Source organism: Clostridium sp. CTA-7 (assembly GCF_054768095.1).
In genome coordinates this window covers 527,202-542,774 of record NZ_BAAAAV010000001.1, presented here as the reverse complement: position 1 = coordinate 542,774, position 15,573 = coordinate 527,202, and the positions used below count along the sequence as shown (strand labels likewise).

Annotated in this window: 4 protein-coding genes; 1 reads left to right on the top strand and 3 read right to left on the bottom strand. The window is 31.1% G+C overall.

The window, feature by feature from the left end; translation table 11 throughout:
* Positions 1–79 precede the first annotated feature (79 nt).
* Both ACYUEX_RS02300 and ACYUEX_RS02295 read right to left on the bottom strand, forming a co-directional pair.
* Positions 80–6,520 (bottom strand): beta-N-acetylglucosaminidase domain-containing protein, encoded by a 6,441-nt coding sequence (locus ACYUEX_RS02300; RefSeq protein ID WP_460286384.1) that lies wholly within the window; start codon positions 6,518–6,520, stop codon positions 80–82.
* A 203-nt stretch (positions 6,521–6,723) separates the two neighbouring features.
* The gene (locus tag ACYUEX_RS02295) at positions 6,724–10,431 is read right to left on the bottom strand and encodes a family 20 glycosylhydrolase (protein ID WP_460286383.1); all 3,708 of its coding nucleotides are present in this window, start codon (positions 10,429–10,431) and stop codon (positions 6,724–6,726) included.
* 902 nt (positions 10,432–11,333) lie between these two features.
* On the opposite strand from ACYUEX_RS02295, the gene ACYUEX_RS02290 reads away from it, so the two are divergent.
* Positions 11,334–15,056: a discoidin domain-containing protein gene (locus ACYUEX_RS02290; RefSeq protein WP_460286382.1), complete on the top strand. Its 3,723-nt coding sequence runs from the start codon at positions 11,334–11,336 to the stop codon at positions 15,054–15,056.
* Between the two features lie 115 nt (positions 15,057–15,171).
* Here ACYUEX_RS02290 and dhaM read toward each other — a convergent pair whose 3' ends face one another.
* Positions 15,172–15,561, bottom strand: coding sequence for a dihydroxyacetone kinase phosphoryl donor subunit DhaM (gene dhaM, locus ACYUEX_RS02285; RefSeq protein ID WP_460286381.1), 390 nt, complete (start codon positions 15,559–15,561; stop codon positions 15,172–15,174).
* Positions 15,562–15,573: the final 12 nt, after the last annotated feature.

Here is a 15,573-nt window from a genome sequence, read left to right as displayed (position 1 = left end):
TAAAAAGGAGTTATTTTTAAAATAACTCCTTTAGCATAATGATTATATTAAATTATTATCCACCCAACAAATAAATTAATTATTCTTCTCTTTTTCTTTTCTTTATAGTTACTCCTCCAGCAACAACTGCTCCAGCTCCTAAAAGTAATATTAATGAAGAAGAAACAGCTGCTCCAGTACTAGGTAATTTACCACCTTTTCCGTTGTCTTTATTTGGCTTCTTGTTACCTGAATTATTGTTTCCAGTATCTCCATTGTTATCTTGATTATTATTTCCATTATTATTGTTACCTGAATTATTTGAGTCTCCCTTTGCCTCTAAATTAGTTAATGCCACCCCTAAATCTTTTTCAGCCTTAGCAATCTCCTTTTCTGTAGCATCTTCATCAGCAAATACTTTCTTAGCTGAAATTAAAGCCTTCTCTACATTCTTCCAACTCTTCTTAGTATATTTAGTTGAATCCAGACCTTCAGCTTTATTAATTAATCCTTCTAACTTATCTTTATTTGGTTTTAATCTTAGTTCTAAAAATGCTCTCATTAATTTGTCATAAGACTCTACCACTTCTTTTTCCATAGCATTACTGTCATTTATTATTACATTTGCTTCATCTAATGCAACTTGTAGCTTATCCCAAGTGCTTGCAATAAATTCGTTCTTATCTAGCTTATTAATCCTATCTACTAATGCAATTAAATGTTCCTTATCTCCTTTTTTGAAAGATAACATATGCATTGCTTTACTTAATCTATCAAAAGCTTTATCTACAGAATCTTGCGTAGCACCTAAATTTGATAATACAGCCTCGGCCTCTTCTAAGGCCTTCTTAAACTCTTCTACTACTATTGGAACAACATTTTCTAAATCTTCTTCTGTTATTTTGTTTGCTTCCTCAACCGCAATCTTTAAGTGTTCCTTAAATACATTAATATTTGCATTCTCTTTAACTATTATTTCATAAATCTTTGGAGCAGGTTTATTTGAATCAAATTCTAATTTTACTTCAAGTATCTCTTCATTAACAATTAGAGTTGTTAATTGTTCCTCTAAACTTCCTACTTCTCTCCAATTACCCTCTGTATTCTTAACACTTATCTTTGCTTCACTTATTCTTTCTGAATCTTGTAAGAACATTATTTCTTCAACTTTAGTTGTTCTTGTCATTTTATAAACTAATGCATCACCTTCACTTACCTCATCAGCCTCAAAAGCAGTAGATAAATCTCTATCATATAATGCATCCCATCTACCTGCTGGGCTTCCTGTGACTAATTCAACATAATCATTACCAAAATCCGGAACAGTTTTATTAAATTTTAATTCATATAATTGTATCCAGTATCCTGAATTTTCTCCATTAGCTTTTATTCTAATATATCTTGTCATTTTACCTTCAGCATTTGCAGTAGCTACCTTTTTCCCACCTTCATCAGCAAATTGTAAATCACCTAAGGATGTCCAATTGATACCATCTTCTGAGATTAAATATTCTGAATTTCTCATATAATCCATATTTCCAAAATATGAAGTTACATCATAAAGAGGTATTTTATTTCCAAGGTCAACTTGAATATAATGGCCTTTTGATGTAGCTTTATCTGACCAATACTTAGTATCCATATTTCCATCTAAAGCTTTATCAATAGAATAACTTTGATATTGTCCTATATTTTGAGATATGCTAGAATTCGCTTTATAAACTGGTTTTGTTATTAATCTAGTTATATCAATAACCTTTGTATCTCCATTTGTACTAACTAATCTAACATAAGTTGCAGCTACATTAGAAGTAGTCTTCATTATATTATCTTCTACAGTTGTCTCTGCCTTTTGCCACTCTAACCCATTTAATGAGTACTCAAGTGCTAACCCCTCATAATCACTAGCCTCAATTACAACTTCACTTAATTTAGTTGCCTTAGGAAATGCTATTCCAATATAATCATAATCTCCTAACTTTACTCCAGTTACATTATCAATTGAATATGATCCATTTTCGAATTTTACATTAATATTATCAATTCCATCTAATGTACCTACAGCCTTAGCTTGCTCATCAACAAATATAGATTTAGAAAGAATAGTATTTGATAATCTTATAGCATCTTTTATTATTGGTTTAAGTCTCTTTTCACCTACTGCTACTACATACTCTACTTCAACTAAATCTCCATTATTATCTTCTGCTCTCTTTACCTTATAACTTTCCATTAAATCTAGTTTTTCTTTAGCTAAATTATTTTTATTTAACCAATTTTCGATTTTACCTTCTTCTGCAGCTATTAATGATTCCATTGCTGCTGCTCCTGCTTCTCCTAAAGCTTTGTATGCATCTAAGAATACTTGTGTTTCCTCAAGTAAGTTTTTATTATTTATATTACTTACAAGTTTATCGTAATCTGATATGATAAGCTTAAATTCATCTAATAATGCATTAGCTGGTTCAATTATTGATTCATTATTTGCTATACTATTGGATAAATTATTTATTTTATCTGTCAAATACCAAGACTCATCATATTCAAAAGGACCACTAGCACCACCACTATCTTTTAAATAAGAAGTATTAGATGCAAATCTCATAAATTCTTCCTTAGCCCCTGGAACAAGTTTTTCTATAGAAGTCTCCCAACTCTTCATATAATCAAATGAATCAGTATTCCATGTATAGTCAGCTATGCTATATAATGCAACCTTAGACGCCTCCGCTTGATTCATAGGATTAGAAAAGAATCCACTAACATTATCTAAATCTTTATTAAGATTGTGTAATGGAGCCATTAGAAGTCTACTATCACAATAATCATTAACAGGATAGTTCCACCAAACTGCCATATCCTTATCTACACCTGTTTGAATCTTAGGCCACTCAAATACATCTCTAGATACATTTGACATTGTTGCATGTCCTGTCCACATTACTTGAATATCTTCGTGTAATGTTTGCATGAATGGCTTAAAATAATTATTCATACTTGGTCCCCATGCAGAGTTATATCTAGCTGAAATGACAATCATAGGTGCAATATCACCTTTAGCCTTTACAAACTCTGTATCTATTCTATTAATCCATTCTGCTTGTTTTTTCCCATTAGTCCAGTCATCTGTATCGTCAAATAATACTCCAAATTGGCGAACCCCTAAATCATATAATTGTTCAAGCTTATTAATTAATGCATTAAAATCCTCATCTGTAAACTTCAAAGTTGCACCTGGATGTATTGTCCAACAGAAATTAAAGTTATTTTCTGCACCTGCTGTTGCAAGCTCCTTAATTTCTTGTGCCTTATCTTCTGGATATAACTTCTTCCAATCCTTCCTGTGATAAGGGTCATCCTTTGGAGCATAAATATAAGTATTCATTTTATATTCACTTGTATCCTTCATAAGGCTCATTCTATCCTCATGACTCCAAGGTATACCGTAGAACCCCTCGATAAACCCTCTAAACTCTATTTCTGGATAGTCTGAAATAACTACCTCAGCAAATTTATCATCTGAACCTTTTTCTAATATTTGTCCTAAGCTTAATACGCCATAATATGCTCCATCTTTATCTGAACCAATAATAGTTATATCCCCATTTTTATTATCATCATCACTAGTCTTAAGTACATAACCTTCTTTATTTTTTAATGCTTTATCATTTACTAAATCGTCATCTACACATTCATCACAATGATTTTTATCAGAAGTTATCACTATATTAGCCTTATTCTCATCTATATTGTCAGATACAGCATACTCTATATCATTTTTCTTTAATATTTCATCTAATTTAGTTATTGTTGACTTTTCTTGATCACCATGAACAACTACATTTACTTCACCAGTTAATGACATGTCTTCCTTTGATAAATATTTAGTTTTTTGAGGAGTTGGGTAAACTATTGGCTCTTTATTATCCCCTGATTCTCCATATATAGGTGGTAATTCAATATCTTTATTTAATCCCATTATCTCTACTTCATAAATTCTTGCTGCTTTATCACTATTTTGCGCAGGCTTGTCTACTAACAATTTAACATATCTACCTTTAGTTACTGGAATTGGATTATTAGTTACAGCCTTATTATTTTTATCTACCTTTAATACCTCTTTATAGTTTTGTCCATCACTACTAACTTGTATCCTATAAGAAAGTGTATTCAACGCTGGTGATTCTGAACCCGCTTCTGCATGTTTAATTATTACATCGCTTATTGTACTTACTGTTCCTAAATCTATAGTTAAAGTATGTGTTCCATTACCTGAAGCACACCATTTAGTATTTACATCTCCATCTATTGCAAATCTTGGTGCTTCTCCTGGAGCTACAAAACTTGATGCTGTTGCTGTCTTACCTAATGAAAGATTGATTTTCTCCTCTTTTGCTGCATTTGAAACCGTAATCAATCCTTCTTTTACTATTTCATCTTCTCCTAAAGGATTCTTTACCTTAAGAGAGACTGAATATATTCCCTCTTCTGCATAAGTTACAGTTGGATTTTCCTCTCTGCTTTTCTCAATATTAGCACCTTCAAATGTCCACTCCATATCAACAGCTGATAATGAACTTGTACTTGTAAAAGTAACTTCTTCACCTGTAGCTACAAATGTACTTGATATATTAAATCCGGCCACTGGATAAGGATCAAATGCTAATGCTTCATTTATAAATGCTAATGCTGTTTTTTCTGAAACCTTAGCTCCAGAATTTAATTTAGACATATTATCGTTTAATATACTCTTTATTCTATAAACCTCTGATTCATTATTATTAACTAAAGCAATTAACATATCTAAAGCTAATTTATCATTTTCACCTAAGAGCTTTAACTTATCCAAATTAGATTTACATCTTGATAATACCTCACTTGGTAATTCAGCATTTAATTTATCTGCTGCATTAATCATACTATCAAACTCTTTATATAAATAATCTATTTCATAAGAAGCATCTTGTCCTTTAGCTAACTTTTTCAATAAGCTATCCATATTAGCTCTTACCTCTGGTGCATCAGCTCTACCTGTAGAAGCCCACCCACCTTCCATTCTTGTAGAATGATTTGCAAAAACCTTCATTTCTTCTGCTAAATCTCCATATAACATTTCTATAGCTTTATTCCAAGCTTTATCATAATCATAAGCTTCTGTGTTCCATGAATAGGCTGCACCTGTAGCTAATGCTATTTTAGAAAATTCTGCATGCTCCATTGGGTTCATTGTAAAGAAGTCCACTTCATCTTTTAAAGCTTTATCAGCATTATATATTGGTCCTAATGCTAGTTTTTCTTTCATATAATCAGTAACAGGATAATTCCACCATACTCCCATTCTCTTACCATATATAGAATTTACAAACTGTGCATTTTCTAAATCTATTCCTTCTGAAACAACTACTGGCCCAGTCCACATAACCATTATGTCACTATCCAATGTACTAGAAAAATCTCTAGTATATGGATTTAATTCCTCAACTCTTCCCATAGAATGAGTATCATACTCTGTTGGAACTGTTATAAGTGGTTTTACATCACCTTTAACCTTAACAAACTCTTCATTAAATCTATTTAGTAAAGTGGCTTGCTTTATTCCATCCTTATTGCTGATATCATCAAATAATATTGCAAAACTTCTAACTCCCATATCATATAGTGATTGGCATTTATTAATTAATGCTTGAAAGTCTTCTTCCCCAGCATCTCCATCAAATCTAATATCTATACCTGGAGAAATTGCAAAAACAAAATCCACCTTATTTTTTTTCGAAGTTTCTATTAACTCACTCATTCTTGACATTTCACTTTCAGGGTATGGAGCTCTCCATTGTTCCCTATGATAAGGATCATCCTTTGGAGCATAAATATAAGTATTCATTTTATGCTCTCCATAAAATTCAATTTGATTTAATCTATCTTGATGAGTCCAAGGATTTCCATAAAAACCTTCAACTATTCCCCTTGTCCTCATTGTAGGTTCATCACTTATTTTAACTTCTGTAACAGTAGTTTCCCCTCCATCACTCTCAGCTAGCTGTGTTAAAGTTTTCACCCCATAGAAAGTACCATCGCCATCCTTACCTTCTATTAATATAGTTCCACCTTTGCCTTTGCTATTATCAACAGCAAGTACATATCCCTCTTCTTCTAATTCTACAGTATCTTCAATACCTAACTTTTCCTTTGCAGTATCCATATCAGCTATATCATCTTCCACTTCACCAATTATTAAAGTAGTAGAAGCTTCATTATATGTCTCATTTACTGTAATATTATTTTCAACTAAAAACTCATTTAAAATTCTTATAGCATCTTCATCGGCAACATCACTACCTTTTATATTTACAGAAGATGTTATTGTCAATACTCCATCATTTATCTCTATATTTTGTGGAACTGGATTTAAGTTAGGTAGTGTTCTTTCTACCTCTGTACTATTATTAGTCACAGCATCTATTTTGGTTACTGTTAATCCATTAATAATAAATACTGTAGCCATTGCTGTGGCTAATAATTTTCTAATCATTTTACTTTTCAAAATCAATCCCCCCATAATAAACTTTATTCTTTTAACCCAATAAACATTTTCACTTAATGCTTAATTGTACTTCATAATATTATATTGTTCATTCTCTTAATTTATTTATAAAAATTAAGAGAATTATGTCTTTTAAAAATATAAAATAAAGAGTGACATAAGTATTCTATCTATCTTATGTCACTCTTTAATGTTACTTCGTCTTATTTACTTTTTCTCTTTAATATAAATACTCCTGCTGTTGCAAGCACCGTTCCAAATAATCCTACAGCAGCTGCTGGAGTTCCACCTGTATTAGGTAATTTACCACCTTTTCCTCTGTCTTTATTTGGCTTCTTGTTACCTGAATTATTGTTATTTCCATTATTATTGTTGTTTCCATTGTTATTATTACCTGAATTATTTGAGTCTCCCTTTGCCTCTAAATTAGCTAAAGCTAGATTTAAAGTTTTAGTTGCTGCATTTACTTCTTCTTGTGTAGCTTCTTTATCTTTTACTACTTTACTAGCACTCTTTAATTCTTTCTTAAGCATTGCTATACTTTCCTTAGTATATTTAGATAAATTCATATTCTTTACTTTATTTATTAAATCTTCAAGAGCAGATTTATCTGGAACTAATCTTAAATCAAGGTAAGATTTAAGTAAGTTATTATAAGCTGCATCTACTTCCTCTTGAGTTGCATCTTCATTTGCTAAAACTTTTTCTGCATTTTTTAATGCTTTTTCAAACTTATCCCAAGTTGACTTAATATATTTATCTTTATTTAAGCCTTCAACCTTATTTACTAAGCTTTGAAGAGCTGTCTTATTTATATTCTTCTTAACTAAAGCATCTATAGCTGTCTTTAAGTTATTTAATGCTTCATCTACTTCCTCTTGCATTGCATTTTCATCAGCTATTACCTTTTCTGCTTCTCCAAGAGCTCTTTGTAAGTTCGCCCATGAATCTGATGTATACTCTTTCTCAACTAATGCTTTTACTGAATCTGCAAGTGCTTGTAATGCTTCCTTATTTCCTTGCTTAAATTCAAGCATCCATATTGAATTAACTAATCTCTTAAATGCAGCATCTACTTCTACCTCTGTTGCATCTTTATTTCCATAAACTTCTTTAGCTTGTGCCAACGATTCATTGAATTCTTTAACAACAGCTGGTACTACACCTTCTAATCCACCATTAGCTACTACTTCATCAGCATAATCTATTGCTATCTTTAATGCTGTCTTATCAACTTCTGGCTCAGGCTCAACTTCTCCTTCAACGATAGTTAATGTTGCAGCCTCATCAGCCATCTCAACAACATTACCATCTTCATCAGCAATTACACCATTTGTGATATTAAATGCTATCTCTTCTCCAGAAGCCTTAGCAGTGAATTCTAAGTTAACAATATCTTTATCATTTTCTATAGCTACTCCCTTTGTAGCAACTACTACAGTTACAGTTCCATTATTATCTTTAGCTGAAACTATATACTTAGAATCATCAACTGATGTTGCGTTAGCAAAGTCTACTTTTTCTTTATCGTAAGCTACATCAAATTGCATAGCATACATATTATCAGCAGATAAATCTTTAGCTCCTAATTTAATACCAAAGTTATTTCCAACAGTTATTTCATCTGTTGGTAAAGTAACTTTAAAACCTACTTCTACTGGTACTTCTTCTCCACCTTTTACTATTGTAGCTATTTCCTCTGCTGTTAATGCTCTATTAAATATCTTAACCTCATCTAAGGAACCCTTCATATTTCCTGAATCAGCTAATCCTGCCTTAGCATTGGCACCAATTCTCTTAGCTGGTCCATTTATTTTTGCTGATATTTTATCTTGTAATTGCCCATTTACATATAAAATTGTACCTGTTCCATCACCTACAAATGATAAGTGTACCCACTCTCCTTCTGGAGCTACATAATTAAATGTAGAATCACTTACACCAAATTTTGTAATACCTACTTTTTTGGTATTTTTCCATTGTTCAAGCTTGATTTCTCCTTCATTTCCTCCAATTAAAACTGCATTTGTTCCAGTATTTTGACCTTTCTTAACCCAAAGTGTAGCAGACCAATCACCCTTTAAATCATTTATTCCTAAATCAACGTACCCAGTTCCATCAAATGAAAGTGCGCTTCCATTTTTACCTTCAACCCATGTAGTTCCACCTTTTATTGTTCCTGGATATAAACCATTTTTATCATTAATTACTGTTCCTTCAGCTTCATCCATATTCCACTCAGCATTTACTGGCTCATATGGAACTTCCCATATATTAGGATCTTTAAAGTAATTTATTCCTTGATTTTTCATTCTTTCGCCATGAGCAATTAATCGTGGTTTATAAGTTTCCCATTCTGTATATTCTTTTTGTGACCAACCGATTTCAGCTAATCCTAACAACCGAGGGAAAGCCAGAAATTCAAGATTTTCAGTTTTACTTTCTCTTATAGTTTCACTCCATAATGGTGCTTCAATACCAATAATTCTATCTCTAGCACCATAATCAGTTGGATCCCATTCATATGCTTGTTTAACTGAAGTTGGACCTGCCCAACTTAGACCTAACTCAGTACTTCTATCATATTTTTGATCAATATATGCTTTATTAGCTGGAGAAACTAATTGTTTTAAATCCCCTTTGAAATTATTTCCAGTTGCAGAGCTATTATCCCAGTATTGACAAATAGCATTTTGATCACCTGTTACTACTTCATCATAACCTTGCCATCCGATTGTAGTCATATTATAGTTATGAGCTATTTGAGTTACTCTTTGACAGAATTTCTTGTAATCTTCTTTACTGGTGTTATGAGCTTCATCTCCACCAACATGAATTGTTTTAATTAATGGAGAAATTTCAGATATTTGTTTAAATACAATATCTACAAATTCATAAGTATTTTCATTATTACATTCAAATGAAGAATATCCTACATCATAATCTTTAGATGGTTTTGTATTATCCTTTGGACCAACAGGTTTTCCATCTTGAGTTGAATTTAAATAATTTAAAGAAACCAATGCAGCCCAAGTATGTCCTGGCATATCGAATTCTGGTATAACTTCAACATATCTTTCATTTGCATATTCTACAATTTCTTTAAATTCTTCTTGTGTATAATATCCACCTTTATCACCATAAACTGATGATTGGGCTCCAATTTCAACTAATTTATTAAGGTCTTCTTCTTTTTCACCAATTGTTCCTTTAATTTGAAGACGCCAACCTTGGTCATCAGTTAAATGTAAATGTAATTTGTTAATTTTATATTGAGCAGCATTATCAATATATCTCTTAACTTGATCAACACTAAAGAAGTGTCTTGCAGTATCTAGCATTGTTCCCCTATATTCATATTCTGGCTTATCATCAATTTCTGAGCATGGCATGCTCCATTCTTCACCTGTAACTACTTTACTTTTTTCAATACTTGCTGGTAGTAATTGTCTTAATGTTTGTACTGCCCTAAAAATACCTTCTGGCTTATATGCTACTACTTCAACACCATTAGTTGTAACACTTATTTTGTATCCTTCATCACCTTGCTCTTCTTCTCCACCTACAGTTGTTAAGTATATATTTCCATCTGGAACATTAGCTCCTTTCACTACATTGAATTGAAATCCTGTTGATGGGCTAAACTTATTTGAAATATATTCCCCTGTTCTAAATATTTCATCTGTTTCTTCTTCAGTGTTTCCTTGTACATAAATAGATGTATTTTCTGTTAAAATGAATTTTCCTTCTGTTTGGTAATCGCTAAGTGGCTTTGGTATAAGTGCCCTTTCAAGACTTACCTCATTATTAACATCAGTTGCCTTTGTTTCTGCAAATGATATAGTTGGAGTTAATGTAAAGAGATATACAAAACTTAATATAGTGCATATTTTAGATTTTAATTTTCCCATTTATCCTACCCCCTAAAATTCTAAACTTAAAAATTATGATACTTAGTTATAAATAAACTTTTATCTTCTAAATAATCTTTTTATTATTTCACCTCCAAACTTTATTAATTATTTAATAAATATTCACTTTCACCTCCTCTATAATCTTTTATAAACTCTATTAATTTCAACATATTATAAAAAGAGTTAGTTTTTGTACTTTTTTATTTATTATATAAACAGCTTTATCAACATTTAAAATATGATCCTTAAATTTTTTCTTATGTAATAGTCCTCTTAGGAATTTTATCTTTAATTCTACATTTGAGCATAAAAAAAAGCTCTCTTACTAAAATTGTGAGAAAGCTAATGCCCAACTGGTAACACGCAACACAAATTATTCCATTTAATTACTTTTATTCAATTATATACCATATAATTCCATCTGTAAATGTATCCACTGAATATTTTTGTATATTTATTCAAAATAAGCTTTACTTCTAATAGTTGAGCTACATATTGCTATTTATTTAAATAATCCATCCTAATCCTATTTACAAAAATTGGAATAAAAGTTAAGATAGTATTATATTATTAATAATATAGTTAATTAACGTGTTACTGAAAAGGCATGAGTTAGTTCTTTATTACCGAGGGACTAGCTCTTTTCTTTTTTAATTATATTTAACTAAATATAGCTTCAGTAAATTCTTAAAGGAGGTGTTGTCTACCATACTATTCTTTAGTTAATTAAACTTAATTTTGGGTAATACAATGAAGGAGGGATAATTAGAAGCTAAATTAATATCTTACACTTTAATAACTATACAATTCTTTACGCTTTACTTAATTCTAAGGTTATTAAACTATTTTAAATTACTAATGTATTAGATTTAAAATAAATATTTTAGGGGGAATTATTAATGAAAAAGAAGTTTATAGCTCTTATAAGTGCCATAATATTTGGAAGTATGACAATATCACAATCTGTTCAAGTTAATGCATTTATGAATGAAAATAAAAATATAATATATGAAAATATACAGTCTCAAGAAATCAACTATAATTTAGCTTTAAATAGAAAAGCTTATTCATCTGGAAATGAGACCTCATCACTATCACCTAACAAAGCCTTTGATGGAAACCGAGCATCAAGAGATTCAAGATGGTCTAGCTCTAGTTTTAATGAAAATGTAGGTGCTTGGATTTATGTTGATTTAGAAGAAGTTAAAGAATTTAAGGAGTTCCATCTTTATTGGGAAGCTGCCGCAGGAAAGGAATACGACATACAAATAAGTAATGATGCAACTAATTGGGAAACAGTTTCTAGTATTACTGATGGTGCTGAAGGAAAAAAAGTTATTACTCTCGATAAATCAGTATCTTCAAGATATGTAAGGTTGTTTATAAAAAAACATAGCCCTGCGGTTTGGAACTGTGTTTCACTATATGAATTTGAAATCTATAAAGAAACTCCACCTAAAGATATCAATGATATAGCACAAGATTTTACTACTCAACCTACTGTCTCTGAAGATGGAAAATCTATAATTTTACCTGATGCTCCAGAAGGATGTACTTTAAAGTTATATGGTACTGATAGAGCTGAAGTACTGGATTTAAACGGAAACATAACAAATCCATTAGAAGATGTTAGTGTAAACTTATTATATGAGTTAGCATATAAGGATAATGTGGAAAAAACAGCAATTACTAAAAATATAAAAATAGATATTCCTGGTATCCATCCCCCTCAAGATGGAGAAAATAAAAAACCATTTGTTATTCCTTCATTAAGAGAATGGGCTGGGGATGATGGTCAATATACTTTAACTGACGATTCTACTATAGTTGTAAATCCTGAATTCAAAGACAAGCTTGAAAGTTCAGCAGATATTACAAAAAAAGATTTAAAAGACATTACAGGAAAAGATTTTAATGTAGAGTTTGGCTCTCCATCAGAAGGCGATATATATTTAACATTAAATGAAGAAGATTCTACTTTAGGTAAACAAGGATATGAGCTATCAATAGATGACTATATAACTATTATAGCCCCAGAGGAAACAGGAGTATTTTATGGAACAAGATCTGTATTACAAATATTAAAGCAAGATGAAGGAAAAGATAATGTTCCAAAAGGTGAAGCAAGAGATTACCCTAAGTACGGAAAAAGAGGCTTTTCACTAGATGTAGCAAGAAAATACTTCCCTCTTAGCTATTTAGAGGATACAGCAGAACTTATGTCCTGGTATAAAATGAATGATTTCCAAATCCACCTTAATGACAACGCCTTCCCTTCAATGTTCGGTAATGATTGGTCTAAAGTTTATACTGGATTTAGAATAGAATCCGAAACTTATCCAGGATTAGCATCAGAAGATGGACATTATACTAAGGAAGAATTTAAAAACTTTCAAAAAGAATTTATTAATTATGGTATAAATATTATACCAGAACTAGATACACCAGCTCACTCTTTAGCAATATCACATTATATGCCTGAAATAGCAAGTGAGAAATATGGTCCTGATCATTTAAATTTAGAAAATCCAAAAACATACGAGTTTGTAAAAAATCTATTTGATGAATATTTATCAGGAGATGACCCTGTATTTGTTGGTCCAGATGTCCATATAGGTACTGATGAATATAAAGGTGCAGATCAACCAACTAAGGAGTTATTTAGAAAATATGCTGATGATCTAATCAACCTTGTAAATGATTACGGAAAAGACCCTATGTTCTGGGGATCACTTACTGCTTTAAATGGCAAAACTCCAATAAGTAATGATGCAACTGTTGCTTGTTGGTATAATGGCTATGCTGATCCTATAGAAATGGCAAAACAAGGTTATGATCTAGTAAGTATACCAGATGGTTCAGTTTATATTGTTCCAGCAGCTGGATACTATTATGATTATTTAAATACCAGTAGCCTTTATAACAATTGGGAGCCAAATAAAATTGGAAATGTAACTTTCCCATATGGATTCCCTCAACTTAAAGGTGGTATGTTCGCTCTTTGGAATGATAAATATGGAAATGGAATTTCTAAACATGATTGTCACGATAGAATTTTCCCTGCAGTACAAACTTTATCACAAAAAATGTGGAGTGGTAGCGATAGCAAGATAGATTATAGTACCTTCCAAACATTAAGTAAAAAGGTAGGAGAAGCTCCAAATGCCAACATATCTCATAAAGTTGAAGAAGAGCTTCCAAATAATGAGGTTATAGGAATTGATTTTGATAATGAGCTAACAAACAAAAGTGATTTAGATGTAACCTTAGAAGGTAAAAATATAACTATGAACATGGATGGAAGAATTGGAAATTCTGTTAAATTAAATGGTGGAGAAAGTTATATCGAAACTAATATGGATTCACTAGGCTTTGGATGGACAATGTCTACATGGATTAACCCAAGTGAAAACAATAAAAATGATGCTGTAATTATGGAATCTGATGAAGGAAAATTAAAGTTAAAGCAAGGCGATACTAATAAGCTAGGTTTTTCAAAAGAAAATTATAACCATTATTTTAATTATGCTGTTCCTGAAAACAAATGGACACATATAACTCTAACTGGTGATAATAAAGGCACTAGCTTATATGTAAATGGCCAATTTAAAGAAAGATTAGAAGGTAATGGAATTCCTGGTGTAATTGGCGGTGAAGGCAGTAGATATGTTCAAACATTCGTTTTACCACTTAATTATATAGGAAGTAAGACTAATTCTTTTAATGGATATTTAGATGATTTAAGAGTTTATAATAGAGTATTATCTAATGAAGAAATAAGCAAACTTTCAGGAATTGAAATAGAGGCTCCACAAGAAAACTTAGCTTTAAATAAAACTGCTACAGCATCATCATCAGAAGTACCTTATTTAGGACCTAATCAAGCTGTAGATGGAGATAAAACGTCTAAAAACTCTAGGTGGTCTTCAAATTATAACGATAATGAATGGTTTCAAGTTGATTTAGGAAAGGTTGAAGAAATATCTTCAGTAAAGATATTCTGGCAATCAGCATATGCAACAAAATATAAAATTTTAGTTTCTGAAGATGGAAAAAACTATACAGAAGTTTACAATAAAGAAAATGGATCAGGAGGAGCAGAATCGCTACTCTTTGCTCAAGTGAAAGCACGATATGTTAAGTTCCAGGGTGTTAAGAGAAGCTCTGGATATGGATATTCTTTCTATGAATTTGAAGTGTATGGATCTGTAAGTAGAAAAAGTTTAGAAGATGAAATAATTAAAGCAAAAGCCTTCTTAAGTACTATAGTTGAAGGTACTGAAAATGGTCAATACCTAAAAGGTGTTAAAGATAAACTCACTGAAATTATTTCTAACTCTGAAAAAGTATATAATGATCCTATGTCTACTGAATACGATATTGCCTTCGAAGTTCAAAACTTAAAAAATGAAATATCTATCCTCAATAAGTATTTAATAACTGATACAACAGGAGATGTAAATAAAGATAAGCTTATTAATATATCGGATTTAGCAATAGCTTCTAAGCATTATGGAAATGTAGATGATACAAATATTAAGAGCATTAACTCTGATATTAATTATGATGGAAAAGTAGATGATTATGATTTAAACTTTATATCAAGTAAAATATTTAAATAAAATAAAGGAACGGTGGGTAGATTTAGTTTTTCAAAAATCTACCTACTATCCCTATTTCTTTTAGTTAAAGAATTTTCCACATTGATTTTACACTTAACCGTGTTTACTAATCTCTTTATGGCATTTTATTTAATTTCATAACCTCTACTGAATCTTTAATTTCTTGTAAATTTCTTCCCATAGAGGCCTCTACTATTGCAGTAAGTCCGCCTTCAACTATAGCTGTATCTGCAATGATAACTTTACCTCGTAGCTCTTCATCTAAAAATTCTATAGCCATTTCTGCATTCATATAGGCACTTCCTAAATCAAATAACACAAGTACTCCATCTTCACTATAAACTTCTTTTATACATTCGGTTATTTTCTCCATATCAGTTCCTATTCTATTGTCCTTTGTTCCCCCTGCTGTTGCTACTTTTGCTTCTGGGGCCATTTGCATTGATAGCTCCTTAATTCCTTCTGCGATATTTTTACTGTGTGAAACTATAACTATACCAACCATGATTATATCCTA